The sequence below is a fragment of the uncultured Microbacterium sp. genome (genome assembly GCF_945952435.1).
Lineage (GTDB): Bacteria > Actinomycetota > Actinomycetes > Actinomycetales > Microbacteriaceae > Microbacterium.
Genome location: NZ_CAMFHZ010000004.1, coordinates 13,646 through 33,389 on the forward strand (window position 1 = coordinate 13,646; position 19,744 = coordinate 33,389).

General features: G+C 70.1%; 20 protein-coding genes, 1 tRNA gene and 1 other RNA gene. 13 read left to right on the forward strand and 9 right to left on the reverse strand.

Annotated features, from left to right (window positions below; all coding sequences use genetic code 11):
- Positions 1 to 54: 54 nt before the first annotated feature.
- On the forward strand, positions 55 to 1,410 hold the full coding sequence (locus Q0P88_RS02740) for a YibE/F family protein (RefSeq protein WP_295010830.1): 1,356 nt from the start codon (positions 55 to 57) through the stop codon (positions 1,408 to 1,410).
- A gap of 13 nt (positions 1,411 to 1,423) precedes the next feature.
- On the opposite strand, the gene Q0P88_RS02745 is transcribed toward Q0P88_RS02740, so the two are convergent.
- Positions 1,424 to 2,080: an SIMPL domain-containing protein gene (locus Q0P88_RS02745; RefSeq protein ID WP_295010832.1), complete on the reverse strand. Its 657-nt coding sequence runs from the start codon at positions 2,078 to 2,080 to the stop codon at positions 1,424 to 1,426.
- Positions 2,081 to 2,211: 131 nt separating this feature from the next.
- Between Q0P88_RS02745 and ssrA the strand changes: the two genes are divergently transcribed.
- Positions 2,212 to 2,581: a transfer-messenger RNA gene (gene ssrA, locus Q0P88_RS02750) on the forward strand.
- Between the two features lie 80 nt (positions 2,582 to 2,661).
- Here the strand turns inward: ssrA and Q0P88_RS02755 are convergent.
- The 6 genes from Q0P88_RS02755 to Q0P88_RS02780 form a co-directional block, all read right to left on the reverse strand.
- Complete coding sequence (locus Q0P88_RS02755; RefSeq protein ID WP_295010834.1) at positions 2,662 to 3,462, reverse strand: inositol monophosphatase family protein; 801 nt, start codon at positions 3,460 to 3,462, stop codon at positions 2,662 to 2,664.
- Between the two features lie 130 nt (positions 3,463 to 3,592).
- A tRNA-Lys gene (locus tag Q0P88_RS02760) sits at positions 3,593 to 3,668 on the reverse strand.
- A 134-nt stretch (positions 3,669 to 3,802) separates the two neighbouring features.
- Positions 3,803 to 4,078 (reverse strand): hypothetical protein, encoded by a 276-nt coding sequence (locus Q0P88_RS02765; RefSeq protein ID WP_295010836.1) that lies wholly within the window; start codon positions 4,076 to 4,078, stop codon positions 3,803 to 3,805.
- A gap of 141 nt (positions 4,079 to 4,219) precedes the next feature.
- Entirely contained in the window at positions 4,220 to 5,443 is a 1,224-nt protein-coding gene (locus Q0P88_RS02770) for an MFS transporter (protein WP_295010838.1), read from the reverse strand.
- Positions 5,440 to 5,871, reverse strand: coding sequence for a MarR family winged helix-turn-helix transcriptional regulator (locus tag Q0P88_RS02775; protein ID WP_295010840.1), 432 nt, complete (start codon positions 5,869 to 5,871; stop codon positions 5,440 to 5,442). Before Q0P88_RS02775 ends, Q0P88_RS02770 begins: the two co-directional genes overlap by 4 nt.
- Before the next feature lie 52 nt (positions 5,872 to 5,923).
- Positions 5,924 to 6,718: an IclR family transcriptional regulator gene (locus Q0P88_RS02780; protein ID WP_295010842.1), complete on the reverse strand. Its 795-nt coding sequence runs from the start codon at positions 6,716 to 6,718 to the stop codon at positions 5,924 to 5,926.
- 102 nt (positions 6,719 to 6,820) lie between these two features.
- On the opposite strand from Q0P88_RS02780, the gene Q0P88_RS02785 reads away from it, so the two are divergent.
- Genes Q0P88_RS02785 through Q0P88_RS02800 form a run of 4 tightly spaced genes read left to right on the forward strand, consistent with a single transcriptional unit; the run spans position 6,821 to position 9,941 of the window.
- Positions 6,821 to 7,609: a CoA transferase subunit A gene (locus tag Q0P88_RS02785; protein WP_295010844.1), complete on the forward strand. Its 789-nt coding sequence runs from the start codon at positions 6,821 to 6,823 to the stop codon at positions 7,607 to 7,609.
- A gap of 1 nt (position 7,610) precedes the next feature.
- Positions 7,611 to 8,264, forward strand: coding sequence for a 3-oxoacid CoA-transferase subunit B (locus Q0P88_RS02790; RefSeq protein ID WP_295010846.1), 654 nt, complete (start codon positions 7,611 to 7,613; stop codon positions 8,262 to 8,264).
- Positions 8,261 to 9,463: an acetyl-CoA C-acetyltransferase gene (locus Q0P88_RS02795; protein ID WP_295010847.1), complete on the forward strand. Its 1,203-nt coding sequence runs from the start codon at positions 8,261 to 8,263 to the stop codon at positions 9,461 to 9,463. The genes Q0P88_RS02790 and Q0P88_RS02795 overlap by 4 nt, the downstream gene beginning before the upstream one ends.
- A 31-nt stretch (positions 9,464 to 9,494) precedes the next feature.
- Positions 9,495 to 9,941 (forward strand): GNAT family N-acetyltransferase, encoded by a 447-nt coding sequence (locus tag Q0P88_RS02800; protein WP_295010849.1) that lies wholly within the window; start codon positions 9,495 to 9,497, stop codon positions 9,939 to 9,941.
- Positions 9,942 to 9,977: 36 nt separating this feature from the next.
- Here the strand turns inward: Q0P88_RS02800 and Q0P88_RS02805 are convergent, their stop codons facing one another.
- Positions 9,978 to 10,262: a hypothetical protein gene (locus Q0P88_RS02805; protein ID WP_295010851.1), complete on the reverse strand. Its 285-nt coding sequence runs from the start codon at positions 10,260 to 10,262 to the stop codon at positions 9,978 to 9,980.
- Positions 10,263 to 10,414: 152 nt separating this feature from the next.
- Between Q0P88_RS02805 and Q0P88_RS02810 the strand changes: the two genes are divergently transcribed.
- The 6 genes from Q0P88_RS02810 (at position 10,415) to ilvC (ending at position 17,850) form a co-directional block, all read left to right on the forward strand.
- Positions 10,415 to 11,650, forward strand: coding sequence for an MFS transporter (locus Q0P88_RS02810; protein ID WP_295010853.1), 1,236 nt, complete (start codon positions 10,415 to 10,417; stop codon positions 11,648 to 11,650).
- Between the two features lie 96 nt (positions 11,651 to 11,746).
- Positions 11,747 to 13,168, forward strand: coding sequence for a trehalose-6-phosphate synthase (locus Q0P88_RS02815; RefSeq protein ID WP_295010855.1), 1,422 nt, complete (start codon positions 11,747 to 11,749; stop codon positions 13,166 to 13,168).
- Positions 13,165 to 13,962 (forward strand): trehalose-phosphatase, encoded by a 798-nt coding sequence (gene otsB, locus Q0P88_RS02820; protein ID WP_295010857.1) that lies wholly within the window; start codon positions 13,165 to 13,167, stop codon positions 13,960 to 13,962. Before Q0P88_RS02815 ends, otsB begins: the two co-directional genes overlap by 4 nt.
- Before the next feature lie 449 nt (positions 13,963 to 14,411).
- Positions 14,412 to 16,214 (forward strand): acetolactate synthase large subunit, encoded by a 1,803-nt coding sequence (locus tag Q0P88_RS02825; RefSeq protein ID WP_295010859.1) that lies wholly within the window; start codon positions 14,412 to 14,414, stop codon positions 16,212 to 16,214.
- A gap of 3 nt (positions 16,215 to 16,217) precedes the next feature.
- Positions 16,218 to 16,727 (forward strand): acetolactate synthase small subunit, encoded by a 510-nt coding sequence (ilvN, locus tag Q0P88_RS02830; RefSeq protein ID WP_295010861.1) that lies wholly within the window; start codon positions 16,218 to 16,220, stop codon positions 16,725 to 16,727.
- Positions 16,728 to 16,821: 94 nt separating this feature from the next.
- The gene (gene ilvC / locus Q0P88_RS02835) at positions 16,822 to 17,850 is read left to right on the forward strand and encodes a ketol-acid reductoisomerase (RefSeq protein ID WP_295010863.1); all 1,029 of its coding nucleotides are present in this window, start codon (positions 16,822 to 16,824) and stop codon (positions 17,848 to 17,850) included.
- A gap of 67 nt (positions 17,851 to 17,917) precedes the next feature.
- Here ilvC and Q0P88_RS02840 read toward each other — a convergent pair whose 3' ends face one another.
- The gene (locus Q0P88_RS02840; RefSeq protein WP_295010865.1) at positions 17,918 to 18,793 is read right to left on the reverse strand and encodes an amidohydrolase; all 876 of its coding nucleotides are present in this window, start codon (positions 18,791 to 18,793) and stop codon (positions 17,918 to 17,920) included.
- 67 nt (positions 18,794 to 18,860) lie between these two features.
- Here Q0P88_RS02840 and Q0P88_RS02845 point away from each other — a divergent pair, with 67 nt between their 5' ends.
- Complete coding sequence (locus Q0P88_RS02845; RefSeq protein WP_295010867.1) at positions 18,861 to 19,538, forward strand: FadR/GntR family transcriptional regulator; 678 nt, start codon at positions 18,861 to 18,863, stop codon at positions 19,536 to 19,538.
- The last annotated feature ends 206 nt before the right edge of the window (positions 19,539 to 19,744 follow it).

A 19,744-nucleotide genomic window follows, 5' to 3' on the forward strand; every position in this document is an offset into this window, starting at 1 on the left:
TAGCGTAGCCCTCGCATCGAGTGGGATGCATCGCACGATGCGAGGGAGACGCCGATGGGCCACGGGCACGCGCACGACCACGGCGCCCTCGATCGCGTTCCGGTGGCGCGTCGGCCGCGCACGATCCTGCTCACCGTCCTCGCCGTCCTCGCCGTGGCGACGGTGGCCGGTCTGGTCGTGCTGTGGCCGTCCGGCGCGTCCGCGACGCGCAGCGGATCCGCGTCCTATGCCGTGAAGGGGACCACGTTCCCGACGGGGGAGATCGTGCGGATCGGCGAGGAGTGCCCCGACGCCGCCGGAGCGAACACGTCCGCCGGTGACGCGGCGTCGGGCGTCGGAGGGACGGCATCCGGTGCGAGGAGCGCCGCGTCGGCCTGTCGGCTCGCGGAGGTACGACTCGAATCCGGACCGCGGAAGGGGAAGACCGTCACCGTGGCCCTGCGGGGGCCGTTCGCGAGTGCGGGGCTGCGGGCGGGGGACACGCTCGAGCTCATGGACATCCCGCTCGATCCGAGCTTCTCCGCGCCGGCCGGGGCGAACGGAGGCGCCGATCCGGGGATCTCGGTCTTCGGGGTCGTGAGGACGGTGCCGCTGATGCTTTGGGCGGCCCTGTTCCTCATCGTCGTCGTCGCCGTGGGCCTGCATCGAGGCCTGCTCGCGATCGTGGGACTGGTCTTCGCCGGCGGCATGATCGTGCTCTTCGTGCTCCCGGCGCTGCTCGGCGGGGGGCCGGCGACCGCGATCGCGCTCGTCGGCGCCTCGGCGATCCTCTACGTCGTGCTCTATCTTGCGCACGGCGTCTCGGTCCGCACGAGCGCGGCGCTCGCCGGAACGCTCGGCGGAGTGCTCATCACCGCGGTCATCGCGCTGTCCGCCGTGTCGACGACGCGGCTGAGCGGCATCGACGAGAGCGCCGGGTTCCTCAGCGGGATGACCTCGAACCTCGACTTCCAGGGACTGCTCACGTGCGCGATCGTCATCGCCGGTCTCGGCGTGCTGAACGACGTGACGATCACGCAGAGCTCGGCGGTGTGGGAGCTGCGCGCCGCAGCCCCGGCGATGTCCCGACGCCAGCTGTTCCGGCGTGCGATGCGGATCGGCCGCGATCACATCGCCTCCACGATCTACACGATCGTGTTCGCCTACGTCGGTGCCTCGCTGAGCGTCGTCCTGCTGCTCTACGTCTACGACCAGCCGGTCATCAGTGTTCTCGGATACGAGGAGATCGCGACAGAGATCATCCGCACTCTGGTGAGCGGGATCGGACTCGTCCTCGCGGTGCCGCTCACGACCGCGATCGCCGTGATCCTGCTGCCGGCCGCCTCGTCCGGGCCGACGACTCCGGAACCGTTGGCGGAGCGGGACGCCGAGACCATCGCGTGGCTGAAGACGATGAACGGGACGGCCTGACGCTTCTTCGTGGTCAGCGCGCGACGAAGCGCGCATCGACCGTGGCGGACACGACGATGTCCTCTCCACGCAGTTCCACGGCGTCCGCGGACGGCGCGGACGCGAAGGCGCGCATCGCTCGGGGAGCGGAGTCCGCGGATCCGCCCTGGCCGAGCAGGCCGGCGTCGGCGACGTCGAGCGCCACGACCGTGCTGAGCCCCAGCGCCTGGGCGTACGCGGAGGCTCGCGCCACGGCGTCGCGCACGGCCCCCGCGGCGACGCGCTGGGAGACCATGTCCCGGGTGGGCGATGTCAGCGTCCACTCGGTCGCGGAGATCCCGACGCCTTCGAGCACCGACATCTCGTGCACCCAGGAGGACACCTCGTCCGGATCGGAGAACGTCGCCGTGAAGTCGAGAGAGGCGTGATGCACGAGCGGCGGGCGGCTCCCGTCGTTGGTCCACGGCCGCTCGGCGCGCACCGCGAGGCGTCCGCTCGACCACGTCTTGATCGTCCCCGTCGCCACACGGGCCTCGATCGAACGGCGGACCGGTTCGGCGAGCGCGAGCGTCCGCGTCACGACCTCGGCGTGCTCTGCGCCGTCCAGCGAGACGGCGAGCGTGACGGTGGCGCGTTCCGGGGCCACGCGCTCCTCGTGCGTCCCGCGGACGGTGATCATGACCTCGCTCATGCCGCGACTCTACGTCAGCGGGAGCGGAATGGCGCGGCGCTGCGAACCGTTGTAAGCTGTAATGCTCGGGTGCTTCGGCACCCGCTGGTAATTCCACAGTGCGACAGCGGCTCCTTCGAGAGAAGGACCACGGGGCTGATCGGTTTCGACAGCGCCTGTGAATCCACGAGAAGCGGGCCGAGGATGCAGGGTTATCTCGTGAACGCTCCCTGCAAAACAATAAGTGCCAATGCAAAGCGCACTGACTTCGCCCTCGCTGCGTAAGCGAGCCCGATAGTCCGTCAGGCCGTATGTGATTCCGATACGGATCCTGGCGTCATCTAGGAATCTTGCTGTGCGACGGCGTCTGGACGTCGTACGGGACTCTTCCCAGGCTGGGCTTGTCGACTTAGGTGTCTGTGACAAAGGTCGGAGCCGAGCAGAACGTCTGCACAGACTGCGCCCGGAGAAGGCGTGGAGACTCAGCGTTGGACGGGGGTTCGATTCCCCCCAGCTCCACCATGCCGCTGTCGCACGGGATGAACCCCGTGGGCCCTGACGAGAGTCAGGACCCACGGGGTTTTTCGTCCTAGGAACCGGGATCAGATCGCGGACTGGAAGAACCGCAGGAACTCCTCGTGCAGGCGGCCGTTCGTCGCGAGCGCGGAGCGCGCGGACAACGACGGGGATCCGTCGAAGGCCGTGGCGAGACCGCCGGCCTCGGCGACGATCGCGAACGCCGCGGCGATGTCGTATTCCTTGACACCGAACTCCGCGACCATGTCGAGCCTGCCTTCCGCGAGCAGCATGTACGAGAACACGTCGCCGTACGCGCGGTCGCGCCACACGCGTCGGGATAGGGCGAGCAGAGGGTCGAGGTGTCCGCTCTCGTCCCACTGGGCGATGCTCTGGAAGCTGACGCTCGCATCGTCGAGCGAGGAGACGTCCGAGACGTGGATCCGTCGCGGACCGGCGTGCGTCGTCGTCCAGGCGCCGAGGCCGGGGGCCGCCCACCAGCGCCGGTTCAAGGCCGGCATGCTCACCACGCCCACCCGTGCCACGCCGTCGACGGCGAGGCTGATCATGGTGCCCCACAACGGCACGCCGCGCAGGAAGTTGGCGGTGCCGTCGATAGGGTCGACGATCCACTGCCGATGCGTGTCACCCGACGTGCCGTACTCCTCGCCGAGGATTCCGTCGGCGGCACGCTCGGTCTGCAGGATCTCCCGGATCGCCCGTTCGGTCGCGAGGTCCGCGTCGGTCACATGCGAATGATCGGCCTTCAGCGACACGGCGAGGTCGGCGGCGTCGAACCGCGGCAGTGATTGGGCGTCGGCCGCATCGGCGAGGCGGAGAGCGAGGTCGAGGTCGCTGCGGAAGTCGTCGGCGCGGGTGTCAGGCACGCCTCCAGAATAGGGGCGTTCGCGGCCGCGCCGGGAGCGACGGGAGGCCGAGACCGCCCACGGTGCACAGCGGGCGCGGAGATCGACGGAACGCCGAAGGCCCGATCTCCGCAGAGACCGGGCCTTCGTGTGGTGCACCCCCTGGGACTCGAACCCAGAACCCACTGATTAAGAGTCAGTTGCTCTGCCGATTGAGCTAGAGGTGCTCGGCGGGCCGGTTCCCCGGCCGAGGAATAACGTTACCAGCGGATGGGAGGGAAGCGAAATCCGGACGCTTCCGAAGCGTATCCCTGGCGTGTCGCTCCGGACGGCATCGCCGTCGCGGACGGGTCGGGCGCCTTCACACGCGCCGGACCGACAACAGACGATACCCCTCCGGAACCTGGGCCTCGAGCGCCGTCATGTCCTCGGCCTCGATCTCCTCTATGCCGTCCCGGCGCACGATCGTCCCCTCCGCCGTGAGGATCGTGTCCTTCTTCGCCATCGCGACCGGGGCCGAGGCGAGCTGCCAGCCTTCCGGTGTCTCGGCTGCGAGCAAATCCTGGATCTCGTCCAGTTCCTCGGCCTGCACCGTGGCGGTCTTGGATTCGACAGGGCGGATGACACCGATCAGCATGACTCCAGCGTACGGTGCCGCGCCGACACCCCGGCTCCTTGAAGCGCTCGGAGAAGCACGAGGCCCGTTCCGCACACCATCGTGCGGAACGGGCCTCGGGGCGCCCTCGTGAGAGGGCGCGGATCCTCGTCGTGCGCCTCCTCAGGCGGCGTCTCCGATGAGGACCGCCTCTGCGTCCTCGGCCTCGTCGTGCGAACCGCGGTCGATGTGCGAGAGCGCACTCCTCCCGAAGAACACGACAGCCGCGGCGATCAGCACCGACACGCCCGCGAAGACGTACGGCACCGTGTCGCCCCACAGATGGGAGAGGAGCGCCGCGAGCGGCGGAGCCACGGCGCCGCCGATGAAGCGGACCGCGGAGTAGGCCGAGGAGGCGACGGCGCGGGGGAGATCCGTCGCCTCCATGACGGCCTCGGTGAGCACCGTGTTCATGATGCCGAGGAGGAGACCGCCGATGATGATGCACACGACGAGGGCGGCGGGGATCGCGACCAGGATGCCGGCGACGATGAGATCGACGGCGAGCAGAGGCAGGACCATCACGATGATGCGCGTGATGGGCAGGCGGCGGAGCAGGAGCGGAGCGACCCACACGCTCGTGACCGCGAGCGCGATGCCCCATCCGAAGAACGTCAGACCGATGCCGATCGCGCTGAACCCCAGCGGGAACGGGGAGAACGCGAGCAGTACGAAGAACCCGATGTTGTAGAAGAGCGCTGCGGCGGCCAGCACGGCGAGGGCCGGGCGTCCGAGGGCGCGGAACGGGGCGGAGAAGGCGACGGGCTCGCGCTTGCCGACGGGGCCGCGGAGCAGGGTCAGCACGGCGATGAACCCGATGGCCATGAGGACGACGACGCCGAAGAACGGTCCCTGCCAGGCGACCTCCCCGAGGAGTCCGCCGAGGAGCGGCCCGATGGCGATGCCCAGGCCGAGGGCGGCCTCGTACAGGATGATCGCGGAACTCGATCCTCCGGCGGCCGCACCGACGATCGTCGCGAGCGCGGTCGAGATGAACAGGGCGTTGCCGAGTCCCCAGCCCGCACGGAAACCGATGATCGCGTCGACGCTGCCGCTGAGCGCGCACAGGAGGGCGAACACGACGATCAGAGCGAGGCCGATCAGCAGCGTGGCCTTGGCGCCGATGCGGCTCGAGATCCAGCTCGTGAACAGCATGGCCACGCCGGTGACCAGCAGATAGCTCGTGAACAGCAGCTCGGTCTGCACCGGGGTCGCCTTCAGCGATTCGGCGATCGCGGGCAGGATCGGGTCGACGAGGCCGATGCCCATGAAGGCGACGACGCAGGCGAAGGCGACCGCCCAGACCTGTGCGGGCTGCCTCCAGATCGTGGAGGTGGTGGTACTCAACGTGCTGTCCTTTCGAGGGCGGAGTGCGTGCGGAGAATCTCGGCGGCGCGGGACAGGTGCTCCCAGTCCGTCTCGTCGAGATCCGAGAATCGTGGAGCGAGGACCTCTTGGATCTGCTGGCGCCAGTTCCTTGCGGCCTCCGTCCCGGCGTCGGTGATCGTGACCACCGTGGCGCGAGAGTCGTCGGGATCGGCCGCGCGCCGCACGAGTCCCTCGTGCTCGAGCTGTCCGATCAGCCGGGTCATCCCCGGCTGGGTCGTGCGGGAGGCTTTGGCCAGTTCGCCGATCCTCTGCCCGTCCCGTTCTCCCAGCAGGCTGAGCACCCGCCATTGCGCGGCCGGCGCGTCGTTCCCGGCTTCCTGAGCCGCCATGCGCGTGAGGGCGTGGGTCGAGAGGACGATCGACTGAAGGATCTGTCCGTGATTCATACCAAAAGTATATATCTAACGGTATGTAAATTCAAGGCGCGGGGTCCACGACCTACCGTCGCGCGCCGGCGAGGCGGGCGGAGAGCTCGTGCGCGTGCGCGAGCAACGTGCGTCCGAGCGTCGGCAGGCGATCCGGGCCGAAACGGAACTCGACCCCCGTCAGGCTCAGGGCCCATTCGGCCCGCCCGTCCCTGTCGAAGACCGCCGCGCCCATGCCCCAGCTGCCCTCGACGATCAGCCCGGGGTTGACGGCGTACCCCCGTGCCTTGGTCTCGGCGAGGCGGCGTCGCAGGGGTGCCTCCGCGTGCGTGCGGCCCCAGCGCTCCGCGAGCTCGGGGTGGCGCGCCAGATACGCATCCACATCGTGGTCGGGCAGGAACGAGAGGATCGCGAGCCCTGCGCTCGCGACGCCGAGCGGGAAGCGCACGCCCTCGCTGAGCACGAACGAGCGGATCGGGAAGGCGCCCTCCTCCCGCAGCAGGCACACCGTCTCGTCGGCGCGACGCACCGAGAGGAAGGCGCTCTCCTCGGTCTTGACGGCCAGGGAGCGCACGATGTCCCGCGCGAGCGCGGTGATGTCGTAGCGTGCCGCGGCGGCGGTTCCCATCAAATACAGCTCGGGGCCGGGCATCCACCGGGCGGTCTGCGGATCCTGGTCGACGAGGCCCTCGGCACGAAGTGCGGTCAACAGGCGGTGCGCGGTCGAGCGGCTGAGCCCTGCGGTATGGGCGAGCGCGTGCAGTGCCGACCCCTCGGGCGAGGCGGTCACGAGCCGTAGCAGGCCTGCCGCGCGGGCGATCGCCTGCGCACCCGGCACGGTGCGCCGAGGGGAGGGCGCTTGTTCCATGATGTGGACGGTATCGACTCCCCGGTCCACATCGCAAGCCGCGGCTTGGCCTTGGCCGCGCCGCCGGTGGAAGGTGGGGAGTCCTGCACGAAGGAGTGGTGAGTGATCGACAAGCAATGGGCGTCCGCGGCCGACGCGGTGGCAGACATCCCGGACGGCGCCTCACTGGCGGTCGGAGGTTTCGGGCTGTCCGGGAACCCGAGCGCGCTCATCGGCGCGATTCTGGCCCAGGGGACGAGCGGCCTCAGCGTGGTGAGCAACAACTGCGGCGTCGACGACTGGGGTCTCGGGCTACTGCTCGGCGCCCGTCGCATCCGCAAGATGACCTCGTCCTACGTGGGCGAGAACAAGGAGTTCGAACGTCAGTTCCTCACCGGCGAGCTCGAACTCGAGCTCACGCCCCAGGGAACGCTCGCGGAGAAGCTCCGTGCCGGAGGATCCGGCATCGCCGCGTTCTACACGCAGACGGGCGTCGGCACTCAGGTCGCGGAGGGCGGCCTGCCCCGCCGGTACGCGCCCGACGGATCGGTCGCGGTCGCCTCACCGGCGAAGGACGTGCGCACGTTCGACGTGAACGGGGTGCCGCGGGAGTTCGTGCTCGAAGAGGCGATCACCACCGACTATGCGCTCGTGCACGCCGCTCTCGGCGACCGCCACGGGAACCTCGTGTTCCGAAAGGCCGCGCGCAATTTCAACCCGCTGGCCGCGATGGCGGGGCGCGTCTGCATCGCGCAGGTCGAGCGCCTCGTCGAGCCAGGGGAGCTCGATCCCGATCTCGTGCACCTGCCCGGTGTCTTCGTCCACCGGATCGTCGAGGTCGGACCCGACATCGAGAAGCGCATCGAGCGGCGCACGGTGCGTGCGGCCGCCTCGACGACGGAGGAGGACTGACATGGCGCTGACACGCGACGAGATGGCCGCGCGCGCCGCGGCGGAGCTGGCGGACGGGTCGTACGTCAACCTCGGGATCGGACTGCCCACGCTCGTGCCGAACCACGTCCCCGACGGGGTGACGGTCGTCCTGCAGTCCGAGAACGGGATCCTCGGGGTCGGGCCGTATCCGACCGAGGACGCCGTCGACCCCGATCTCATCAACGCGGGGAAGGAGACGGTCACGACGCTGCCCGGTGCCGCGTTCTTCGACTCAGGACTGAGCTTCGGGATGATCCGGGGCGGGAAGATCGATGCGGCGATCCTCGGGGCGATGCAGGTGAGCGCGACCGGCGACCTCGCCAACTGGATGATCCCCGGGAAGATGGTCAAGGGACCCGGCGGCGCGATGGACCTCGTGCACGGCGCCGCTCGCGTCATCGTGCTCATGGAGCACGTCGCGCGCGACGGATCGCCCAAGATCGTGGATTCCTGCACGCTGCCGCTCACCGGCCGTGGGGTGGTGCATCGCATCATCACGGATCTGGCGGTCATCGACGTCACGCCGACCGGTCTGGAGCTGGTCGAGCTCGCACCCGGCGTGAGCGTGCAGGATGTGAAGGACGCCACAGAGCCCGCGCTGCGGGTCGCCGAGCACCTGGAGGAGCACGCATGAGCGCACACACCGAGCAGCACGGCGAGGACGTCGTCATCGTGGCCGCGGCCCGCACGCCGCAGGGCCGCTTGAAGGGGCAGCTGGCGTCGTTCACGGCACCGCAGCTGGGCGCGCTGGCGATCCGCGGGGCACTCGATCAGAGCGGCGTGCCCGCCGACGACATCGACGCGGTCATCGTCGGTCAGGTGCTCGCGGCCGGTTCCGGACAGAACGCGGCCCGACAGGCCGCGATCGGAGCAGGGATCGGCTGGGACGTGCCCGCCCACTCGGTGAACAAGGTCTGCCTGTCCGGTCTCACGGCGATCATCGACGCCGCGCGGATGATCCGCACGGGGGACGCGCGCACCGTCGTCGCCGCAGGCATGGAGTCGATGACCCGTGCCCCGCACCTGCTCATGGGATCGCGGGACGGATGGACGTACGGATCCGTGGAGGTGCTCGACCACATGGCGTACGACGGACTCACCGACGCGTACGACCGGGAGAGCATGGGCGCGTCGACCGAGCGTCACAACGAGCGCTTCGGCATGACCCGCGAGGCGCAGGACACCGTCGCCGCCGCGTCCCATCAGCGCGCCGCCGCCGCCCGCGAGGCCGGCGTCTTCGACGGCGAGATCGTCGAGGTCGCGGTGCCGCAGCGCAAGGGGCCGGCGGTCATCCTCACGGCGGACGAGGGCGTTCGTCCCGACACGACCGTCGAGTCGCTCGCCGCGCTGCGCCCCGCCTTCGCGGAGGGCGGGTCGATCACCGCCGGCAACTCCTCTCAGATCTCCGACGGCGCCTCTGCCGTGATCCTCACCACCCGCGCGCACGCGGAGGAGCAGGGCTGGCCCGTCTTCGCGACGGTCGGCGCGAGCGGACAGACCGCAGGCCCGGACAACTCGCTGCACGAGCAGCCGGCGCGCGCGATCGCACGGGCTCTCGAGAAGCAGGGGATCGGCGTCGCCGACCTCGACCTCGTCGAGATCAACGAGGCGTTCGGCGCCGTCGTCGCGCGCTCCCAGACCGCGCTCGGGCTGGATCCGGAGATCGTGAACATCCACGGCGGCGGGATCGCGATCGGGCATCCGATCGGGGCGAGCGGCAACCGACTCGCAGTGCACGTCGCGCACGAGCTCGTGCGACGCGGGACGGGCACGGGCGTCGTCGCCCTGTGCGGCGGGGGCGGTCAGGGCGAAGCGCTGATCCTCACGCGGTGAGGATGACGCCGAGGATGAATAGGATGCGGGGATGACGACCATCTCCGCCCTCGCCGAGACCGATCGGGAGGAGTGGCTGCCGCTGTGGGCGGCGTACATCGCGTTCTACGCATCGAGCGTGGCGGACGACGTCACGGCCACCACCTTCGCGCGCTTCCTCGACCCCGACGTGCCGATGCATGCGGCGATCGCACGGGACGACGACGGGCGTGCGATCGGTTTCGTGCACTGGCTCGAGCACTCCTCGACCTGGTCGCGGAACGGCTACACCTACCTCGAGGACCTGTTCGTCGATCCCGCGTCCCGTGGAGGCGGTGTCGGCGAAGCCCTCATCGCCCACGTCTCGGACTCGGCGCGCGCGGTCGGCAGCGACAAGGTGTACTGGCTCACCGCCGAGACGAACACCACCGCGCGCCGCCTCTACGACCGCGTCGCCCGGCGCTCCGGCTTCCTGCACTACGAGCGCGAGCTCGGCTGATCCGCGAGGGATCCGCTGCTCCCGGGAGGCGGTCGGTCAGAGGTTGCGGGCCTTGCGCTCGGCCTTCTGCTGCGCCTTCAACGCCTTCTTCTCGCGCTTGAACTGCGTCGCGGCGACGGGGGAGTCGACGGCCACCAGCTCTCCGCGCTCATCGCGGCGCATATCGACGATCGCCCCGATCGCGAGGGCGACCGTGATGCCCCAGCTGGCCCAGGCGAGCACGGCGCGCCAGGTGATCGGCGCGTCCCTGGTGCCGCGCAGCAGCGCGATGCCGCTGCTCACCGCGCTGAACAGGCCGCTGGCGAAGACGTAGTTGCGCATTCCCCCACCGTAGCCGAGACCGTGCGGAGGTCGGCCGATAGACTGGGCGGACAGCTGTGCACCTACCGGCCGTCGGCTCTTCCGGCGGACAGCGGCGGCACCCGAACCCGCGCCGATCCACGTCCGATCCCGCGCGAGAATCGTGACACGCCTTGACCTCGACGACCGTCGTCCCCTCCGCCCCGCGGCTCATCCGCCTCGCGGGCCTCCCGTACTTCCTCATCGCGTTCGTCGCGCGTCTGCCGTTCGCGATGATGGTGGTCGGCACGCTGACGGCCGCCGTCGCCGCGCGAGGATCGCTCTCGCTCGGCGGTCTCACCTCCGCGGCGGTCGGCATCGGGACCGCGTGCTTCGGTCCGTTCCTCGGCGCGGCCGCCGACCGCTGGGGGCAGCGGGTGGTGCTGCTCGCGCTCGCGGTGCTGAACGCGGCGGCTCTCGTCGGGTTCGCGGCGATCGTGTACTCCTCGGCCGCCGAGCCCCTCGTCCTGCTCAGCGCTTTCGCGATCGGGGCGACCGCGCCGCAGGTCTCGCCGCTCTCGCGCTCACGACTCGTCACGATGATCGCCGAGAGGCTGCCGCCGGAGCGGCGAGCCCGCACGACGTCGTCGACGATGGCCTACGAATCGGCCGCCGACGAGACCGTGTTCGTCTTCGGTCCGTTCCTCGTGGGGATCCTCGCCTCGGCCATCGCCCCCTGGATGCCGCTCGTCGTCGGGGCAGGGCTCATGCTCCTCTTCGTCGGGGCCTTCGCCCTCCACCCCACCGCGGCGCACGTGTCCGTGCAGCGGGCCGACGGCCACGCGGCGTCCCGCGCGGCGGAGCTGTTCCGTCCTCGTCTGCTCGTCGTCGTCCTCGGCATCTTCGGCGTCGGACTCTTCTTCGGCACCATGCTCACCTCGCTCACCGCGTTCATGACGGAGCACGGCCGTCCGGAGCAGGCGGGGCTCATGTACGGGGTCATGGGCGTCGGATCGGCGATCTTCGCACTCGGAGTGGCGATCCTCCCCGCCCGATTCCCCCTCGCGGCGCGCTGGCTGCTGTTCGCCGCGATCCTGTTCGGGGGGAGCCTCCTCCTGCTCGCGGTCGGCGACGTCGCGACGATGATCGTCGCGCTCGGGGTGATGGGATTCGGGATCGGCCCCACCCTGGTGACGCAGTACAGCTTGGGCGCGGCGTTCGGCCCGGTCGACCGGTCGGCGACGGTGATGACGATGCTCGGATCCGCGGTCATCGTCGGGCAGTCCCTCGGATCCGCCGTCACCGGGCAGCTCGCGGACGCCGCGGGTGCGAACGCCGCTCTGGACCTGCCGGTCATCGCCGCGAGCGTGGTGCTGGTCGCCGGCGTCGTCAACGCCCTGCTCGCGCGCCGATCCCGCGCCGGCGCGTGATCGCAGATCGGTTCGGCGAAGTCAAGCGGCGCGGAGCGCGCCGTGAGGGTGACTAGCCTGAGGGAGCAGCGCCTTCGCTGCAGTCTGGAGCGTCCCATGCCCGCCGCGTCCGCCCTCGCCTCGTTCGTGATCGTCGCGAACCGCCTGCCCGTCGACCGCGTGCAAGGACCCGACGGCGAAGAGACCTGGCGGCCCTCGCCCGGAGGACTCGTGGCCGCGCTGGAGCCGGTCATGCATGCCGTCGACGGCGCCTGGGTGGGATGGCCCGGGCAGCCCGACGTGGAGCTCGCGCCGTTCACGGAGGACGGGATGCGCCTGATCCCGGTGACCCTGTCCGAGTCCGAGGTGCAGGAGTATTACGAGGGCTTCGCGAACGACACGATCTGGCCGCTCTACCACGACGTCATCGCGCCCCCGCAGTACCACCGGGAATGGTGGGACGCGTACGTGCGGGTGAACCGGCGCTTCGCCGAGCGCGCCGCCGAGGCCGTGGCGGAGGGCGGCACGGTGTGGGTCCACGACTACCAGCTGCAGCTGGTCCCCGCGATGCTCCGCGAGCAGCGCCCCGACCTCACGATCGGGTACTTCCATCACATCCCGTTCCCGGCGCACGGCCTCTACGCCCAGCTGCCGTGGCGCAACCAGGTGCTGGAAGGTCTGCTCGGCGCCGACGTCGTCGGCTTCCAGCGCGCGCAGGACGCGACGAACTTCCTCGCCGCGGTCCGGCGCCGGCTCACGCACGACGTGAAGGGGTCGGCGGTCTCGATCGACGAGGACGGCGCGCGACGGACGGTCGTCGCACGGGCATTCCCCATCTCCATCGACACGGTGCCGTACACGGAGCTCGCCGCGCGGCCGGACGTGCGCGCGCGGGCCGCGGAGATCCGCGAAGGGTTGGGCAATCCCAAGAAGATCCTCCTCGGCGTCGACCGGCTGGACTACACCAAGGGCATCCGGCACCGGATCAAGGCGTTCGGCGAGCTGCTGGATCAGGGCCGGCTCTCGGTCGAGGACGTCACGCTCGTCCAGGTCGCGAGTCCCAGCCGGGAACGGGTCGACGCCTACGTGCAGCTGCGCGACGAGATCGAGCTGTCGGTCGCGCGCATCAACGGCGATCACGACACGATGGACCACACCGCGATCCGCTATCTCCACCAGGGCTTCCCGCGCGAGGAGATGGTGGCGATGTACCTCGCGGCGGATGCGATGCTCGTCACCGCCCTCCGCGACGGGATGAACCTCGTCGCGAAGGAGTACGTCGCGACGCGCGCCGACAATCGCGGCGTGCTCGTGCTCAGCGAGTTCACCGGAGCGGCCGACGAGCTGCGCCAGGCTGTGCTGGTCAACCCGCACGACATCGAGGATCTCAAGGACGCGATCATGCGCGCCGTGGAGATGCCCGCGGCCGAGCAGTCCCGCCGGATGCGCGCGCTGCGCCGGCGTGTCCTGGAGAACGACGTGCGGGCGTGGTCGCGGGACTTCCTCGCGGCCCTCGACGAGGTGAGGAACAGCCGATGACCCGACCCTGGATCCCGGGATCCGCCGACGAAGCGCTCCAGGAGATCGCCCGCACCCCTCGGCTGCTCGTGGCGCTCGACTTCGACGGGACGGTCTCGCCCCACACCGCGGTGCCGATGGAGGCGCGGGCTCTTCCCGCGGCCGTCGCCGCCGTGGGACGACTCGCGGTGCTGCCCGAGACGTTCGTCGCGTACGTCTCCGGACGCAGCCTTCCCGACTTGGTGGAGATCACCGAGCACGACGAGGGATCCGCGATCCTGCTGGCCGGATCTCACGGGGCGCAATACTGGTTCCCCGACACGGGCGAGGAGACCGACCTGTCCGCGCAGCCCGAGGATCTCGACGAGATCGTCGACGAGATGCGCGTCCTCATCGCGGATCTCGACGGCGTCGTGCACGAGCCGAAGACGTTCGGGTTCGGCGTGCACACGAGGACCGCGTCGCCGGAGACGGAGGAGATCGCCTTCTCCCGCGTCGAGGACTGGGCTGCCCGCCGCCTCCCCGGATGGCGGCGTCGCACCGGGCATCACCTGCGCGAATTCTCCTGGCGCGCAGAGGGCAAGGACGCCGCGCTCACCCGACTGCGCACGCACGTCGGGGCCACCGGTCTCGTCTTCGCCGGCGACGACGTGACCGACGAGGACGGCATGCGCACCCTCGGGCCGCACGATCTCGGCGTGCGCATCGGGGACGGCGCCACCGCTGCGCTCCTGCGCGTCCCGGATCCCGCTGCCTTCGCGACGCTTCTCGGCACCCTTGCAGACCTCCGGGAGAGGCACGCGGACGCGGGCTGAGGGCGTCGCGACGGGCAATAGACTGCTGTGCATGCGCGCGCTGCAGGGTCCGGGGTCGTCGGCATCCGTGCGCGCCGCGCGCGACGCGGGCACGGCCGATCATGGGTTAGGCTTGACGCACGTTCGCACCGTGATCGGCACAACCGGATCCCGGAGCGCACGCAGAGCTCCGCTCCTCATTCCGGGGAGCGGGCGCGATGGTGATCTGATTCGGGTCGATATCGCGGCTCGCGCTCTCGACCCACTCATCGATGAGCCAGAGCCGGGCTCCTGCCGGCGGGGGACTCCCCGCCGCGAGCCGTCCTCTCCGCGCTGCACCCGAGGCGTTCCCGCCCAGCTTCCCCGTTTCGCCGGTTCCGCGTTCCGCGGCATCCGCAGGACTGTCCTCCGCGACGGGGCGCTGTCCCACCGCTCCCGTCGATCGCTCACCACCACCGCAAGGAACAGCCATGACCGCTGACACCGCCCCAGCCGTCCCGCGTCCGCCCGCCCGTCCGGCGGCGGCGCCCGTTCTCACCGGCGCCCAGGCCGTCGTCCGCTCGCTCGAGATGCTCGGTGTCACCGACGTCTTCGGGATCCCCGGCGGAGCGATCATGGAGGTCTACGACCCCCTGATGGCCTCCACCGAGCTGCGTCACATCCTCGTGCGCCACGAGCAGGGCGGCGGGCACGCCGCCGAGGGCTACGCGACCGCCTCGGGCAAGGTCGGCGTGACGATCGCCACGTCCGGGCCCGGCGCCACCAATCTGGTGACCGCGATCGCGGACGCCTACATGGACTCGATCCCGATCGTCGCGATCACCGGCCAGGTGTTCTCCCGGCTCATGGGCACCGACGCGTTCCAGGAGGCCGACATCGTCGGCATCACGATGCCGGTGACCAAGCACTCGTTCCTCGTGAAGGATCCGGCCGAGATCCCCGGTGCGATCGCGGCCGCGTTCGAGATCGCCCGCACGGGCCGTCCCGGTCCCGTCCTCGTGGACATCACGAAGGACGCGCAGCAGGCCACGGCCCCGTTCGTGTGGCCACCGAAGTACGACCTGCCCGGCTATCGCCCTGTCACCAAGGCGCACGGCAAGCAGATCCAGGCCGCGGCCCACCTGATCGCCGAAGCGAAGAAGCCCGTGTTCTACGTCGGCGGCGGCGTGATCCGCGGCGAGGCGTCGGAAGAGCTGCTCTCGCTCGCCGAACTCGTCGGCGCGCCCGTCGTCACCACGCTCATGGCACGCGGCGCCTTCCCCGACTCCCACCCGCAGCACGTGGGGATGCCGGGGATGCACGGCACGGTGCCCGCGGTGCTCGCCCTGCAGGAGGCCGATCTGCTCATCGCGCTCGGCACGCGGTTCGACGACCGGGTCACGGGCAAGGCGGATCTGTTCGCGCCGAACGCCAAGGTGGTGCACGTCGACATCGATCCCGCCGAGATCTCCAAGATCCGCACGGCGGACGTGCCGATCGTGGGCGGCGTGCGCGAGGTCATCACCGACCTGGAGGCTGCATTCCGCGGCGTCACGGGCGGGGCGAAGGGCGACATCGCCGAGTGGTGGGCCTACCTCGACGGTCTGCGCGCCGAGTTCCCGCTCGGCTACGCCGAGCCGGAGGACGGCCTGCTTTCTCCGCAGCACGTGATCCAGCGCATCGGCGAGCTCACCGGTCCCGAGGCCGTGTACGCCGCCGGTGTCGGTCAGCACCAGATGTGGGCCGCGCAGTTCATCAAGTACGAGCGTCCGAAGTCGTGGCTGAACTCCGGCGGCGCGGGCACGATGGGCTACTCCGTGCCCGCGGCGATGGGGGCCAAGGTCGCCGAGCCCGACCGCGTGGTGTGGGCGATCGACGGGGACGGCTGCTTCCAGATGACGAACCAGGAGCTCGCCACCTGCGTCATCAACGACATCCCGATCAAGGTCGCGATCATCAACAACTCGTCCCTCGGCATGGTCCGGCAGTGGCAGACCCTGTTCTACGACGGACGTCACTCGAACACGGATCTGAACACCGGGCACGGCACGATCCGCGTCCCCGACTTCGTCAAGCTCGCCGAGGCGTACGGCTGCCTCGCCATCCGGGTGGAGAAGCCGGAGGAGGTCGATGCGGCGATCAGGCTCGCGCTCGAGACCAACGACCGTCCCGTGGTGATCGACTTCGTCGTCAGCGCGGACGCGATGGTGTGGCCGATGGTCCCGCAGGGCGTCAGCAACAGCTACATCCAGTACGCGCGCGACCACGCGCCGGCGTTCGACGAGGAGGACTGACCCATGTCCACGCATGTCCTGAGCCTCCTCGTGGAGGACACCCCCGGTCTGCTGACCCGCGTGGCGGGGCTGTTCGCCCGCCGCGGCTTCAACATCGAATCGCTCGCCGTGGGCGTGACCGAGGTGCCGGGGATCTCCCGGATCACGGTCGTGGTCGACGTCGACGAGTTCCCGCTCGAACAGGTGACCAAGCAGCTGAACAAGCTCATCAACGTCATCAAGATCGTCGAGCTCGAGCAGAACGCCTCGGTGCAGCGCGAGCACATGCTCATCAAGGTCCGCACCGACAACAACACCCGATCGAACGTGCTGGAGGTCGTCAGCCTCTTCCGTGCCTCGGTCGTGGACTACGCCCCCGAGGCTCTGGTGGTCGAGGTCACCGGAGACAAGGGCAAGGTCGAGGCGCTGCTCAGGGCGCTGGAGCCGTTCGGGATCAAGGAGCTCGCCCAGTCCGGGCTGCTCGCGATCGGCCGGGGCGGCAAGAGCATCACCGAGCGCGTCCTGCGCGGCTGAGCACCCCCGTTCGGCCGTCGAGCGAGCACCGCGAAGGCGGAGCGAGGCGAGACGCCGCGAGAGACAACAAGAACCCCAACAAGGAGAGACACAAGTGAGCACCGAGATCTTCTACGACGCAGACGCCGATCTGTCGATCATCCAGAACAAGAAGGTCGCCATCGTCGGCTACGGCTCGCAGGGCCACGCCCATGCGATGAACCTGCGCGACAGCGGCGTCGAGGTCGTCATCGCCCTCAAGGAGGGCTCGAACTCGATCGCCAAGGCCGAGGAGGCCGGGTTCGAGGTCAAGACCGTGGCCGACGCCACCCAGTGGGCCGACCTCATCATGATCCTCGCGCCCGACCAGCACCAGCGTGGCATCTACACCGAGTCGATCGCCCCGAACCTCACGGCGGGCAAGACCCTCGCCTTCGCGCACGGTTTCAACATCCGCTTCGGCTACATCGACGCGCCCGAGGGCGTCGACGTGATCCTCATCGCCCCGAAGGCGCCGGGCCACACGGTGCGCCGCGAGTTCGTCGCCGGCCGCGGTATCCCCGACATCATCGCCGTCGAGCGCGATGCATCCGGAACCGCCTGGGCGACCGCGCTCTCGTACGCGAAGGCGATCGGCGGCACCCGTGCCGGCGTGATCAAGACCACCTTCACCGAGGAGACCGAGACCGACCTCTTCGGCGAGCAGGCCGTGCTCTGCGGCGGCATGAGCCACCTCGTGCAGGCCGGGTTCGAGACCCTCACCGAGGCCGGCTACCAGCCGCAGATCGCCTACTTCGAGGTGCTGCACGAGCTCAAGCTCATCGTCGACCTGATGTGGGAGGGCGGCATCGCCAAGCAGCGCTGGTCGATCTCCGACACTGCCGAGTTCGGCGACTACGTCTCCGGTCCGCGCATCATCGACGCCGGGGTCAAGGAGCGGATGAAGGAGGTCCTCGCGGACATCCAGTCCGGTGCCTTCGCGAAGCGCTTCATCGAGGATCAGGACAACGGCGCGGTCGAGTTCCTCGCCCTCCGCGAGAAGGAGCAGGGGCACCCGATCGAGGCCACCGGCAAGGAGCTGCGTGCCCTGTTCGCCTGGAAGCAGACCGACGAGGACTACGTCGAGGGCAGCGCGGCGCGCTGATCCCGTCCTCCGCGAACGACGGGCGTCCCTCTCGAGGGGCGCCCGTCGTGGTTCCCGGCGTGCTGCGTCAGTCCAGGCCGTAGAACCGAGCGGCGTTCCGCCAGAGCACCGCGTCGGCGTCCACTCCGCGGTGTTCGGCCCAGGTGGCGACCGTGGACAGCCACGCCGCACGGCCTCCGGTGCGGTAGCGGCCGGCGGCGATCGCGGAGACCGGCCAGTCGCTGCCCCAGAGCAGCCGGTCCTCGCCGAACTCCTCGGCCGCCGCGTCCAGGAACGGTGCAACCTGCTCGTCGGTCCACGCGCCGTCCGACTCCGCAGGGAGGCCGGACAGCTTGACGACGACCTGCCGGTGCCCTGCGAGCTCGTGCAGCGCTCGCCGCCAGGCCGGATCGGGCCGTCGCGGCTCGTGCGAGCTGCCGATCACGGGCTTGCCCAGATGGTCGATCACGAGGGGGAGCGCGGGCACGGCGTCGGCCAGCGCCACGATCTCGGGGAGCTGGCGCGCGCGCACGCACACGTCGAAGCGCAGACCGCGTCCGGCGAGGGCGCGCGCGCCGCGCAGGAACTCCTCGCTCAGTGCCGTGCCGGCGGGGGCGTCCTGCAGCAGGTGGCGCACGCCGACCACCTCGGGGAACCCGCCCAGCGCGTCGAGGTGGTCGAGGGTCTCCTCGCCGCGGTCGAGGCGCGCGCCGGCGACGATTCCGCGCACGCCGGTCTCGGCCGCATGCGCGGCCACCCAGCGGACCTCGTCGAGGAACTGCGCCTCGACGCACTCGGCCTGCACGAAGATCGACCCCGCGCTCTGCTCTCCGGCTGCGGCGTCTCCGCGTTCCGCGGTCGCGAGCTCGGCCGCGCCGTACGCGCGGGCGAGCGGTCCCTCGAGCCAGTCGTAGTCGAGCCGGGACGGATCCCACAGGTGCAGGTGGGAGTCGAGGACGCGCATGGACACATCCTCTCGCAGTCGCGGGGAATGCCGGGGAGAGACATCCGACGAATATTAGGATGAGGCCATGGCAGTCACGGATGAGGCGATCGAGAAGATCAAGGCGATGATCGTGTCCGGAGAGCTCAGCCCCGGAGACCGGCTTCCGCCGGAGAAGGAGCTCGCCGAGCGGCTCGGACTGTCGCGCAGCTCGATGCGTGAGGCGGTCAAGGCGCTCGAGGTCATCCGGGTGCTGGACGTGCGCCGCGGGGACGGGACCTATGTCACGAGCCTCGAGCCGCATCTTCTGCTCGAAGCGATCGGGTTCGTCGTGGACCTCCACGACGACGACTCGCTGCTCGAGCTGTTCGCGGTGCGTCGGATGCTGGAATCCCAGGCGACGGGGCTCGCGGCGACGCACGGCCGCGAGGACGAGATCGCGGCGCTGACGCAGGGGATCGACGACCTCGACGCGGAGGTCTCGATCGACGACCTCGTCGCCCATGACCTGCGCTTCCACCGGGAGATCGTGCGGATGGCCGGCAACGGCTATCTGTCCAGTCTGATCGACGGGCTGTCGAGCCAGACCATCCGCGCGCGGATCTGGCGCGGACTCACGGAACAGGGCGCCGTCGAACGCACGTTGTCGGAGCACAGGGCGATCGCCGACGCGATCGCCCGGCACGATCCCGCCCTCGCCACCTCGCTCGCGACCGCCCACATCGCGGGCGTCGAGCGCTGGTTGCGCCAAGCCGCCGAGGCCTGACCATTCCGGCCGATCCGCCGGCGCCGATCCGTTCCGGCCGAGCAGCCGGCGCCGATCCGTTCCGGCCCCGCCGCTGATCCGCCGGCGCTGATCCCGTTCTCGTCGCAAACGTTGCCGTTCTGAGCGCGCAATTGCGGCACTATTCGCGACGGGAGCGGGGCGAAGTGATGGTTTCTGCGACCGGAGCCTCCCGCGGGCGCGCGTCG

Coding starts and splice junctions, on each gene's coding strand:
- Q0P88_RS02765 (WP_295010836.1), bottom strand. CDS start 4,078: ATGCTGATCGGTGTCATCCGCCCTGTCGAATCCAAGACCGCCACGGTG.
- Q0P88_RS02740 (WP_295010830.1), top strand. CDS start 55: ATGGGCCACGGGCACGCGCACGACCACGGCGCCCTCGATCGCGTTCCG.
- Q0P88_RS02775 (WP_295010840.1), bottom strand. CDS start 5,871: ATGAATCACGGACAGATCCTTCAGTCGATCGTCCTCTCGACCCACGCC.
- ilvN (WP_295010861.1), top strand. CDS start 16,218: ATGTCCACGCATGTCCTGAGCCTCCTCGTGGAGGACACCCCCGGTCTG.
- Q0P88_RS02780 (WP_295010842.1), bottom strand. CDS start 6,718: ATGGAACAAGCGCCCTCCCCTCGGCGCACCGTGCCGGGTGCGCAGGCG.
- Q0P88_RS02815 (WP_295010855.1), top strand. CDS start 11,747: ATGCCCGCCGCGTCCGCCCTCGCCTCGTTCGTGATCGTCGCGAACCGC.
- Q0P88_RS02840 (WP_295010865.1), bottom strand. CDS start 18,793: ATGCGCGTCCTCGACTCCCACCTGCACCTGTGGGATCCGTCCCGGCTC.
- Q0P88_RS02845 (WP_295010867.1), top strand. CDS start 18,861: ATGGCAGTCACGGATGAGGCGATCGAGAAGATCAAGGCGATGATCGTG.
- Q0P88_RS02790 (WP_295010846.1), top strand. CDS start 7,611: ATGGCGCTGACACGCGACGAGATGGCCGCGCGCGCCGCGGCGGAGCTG.
- otsB (WP_295010857.1), top strand. CDS start 13,165: ATGACCCGACCCTGGATCCCGGGATCCGCCGACGAAGCGCTCCAGGAG.
- Q0P88_RS02805 (WP_295010851.1), bottom strand. CDS start 10,262: ATGCGCAACTACGTCTTCGCCAGCGGCCTGTTCAGCGCGGTGAGCAGC.
- Q0P88_RS02795 (WP_295010847.1), top strand. CDS start 8,261: ATGAGCGCACACACCGAGCAGCACGGCGAGGACGTCGTCATCGTGGCC.
- Q0P88_RS02800 (WP_295010849.1), top strand. CDS start 9,495: ATGACGACCATCTCCGCCCTCGCCGAGACCGATCGGGAGGAGTGGCTG.
- Q0P88_RS02745 (WP_295010832.1), bottom strand. CDS start 2,080: ATGAGCGAGGTCATGATCACCGTCCGCGGGACGCACGAGGAGCGCGTG.
- Q0P88_RS02825 (WP_295010859.1), top strand. CDS start 14,412: ATGACCGCTGACACCGCCCCAGCCGTCCCGCGTCCGCCCGCCCGTCCG.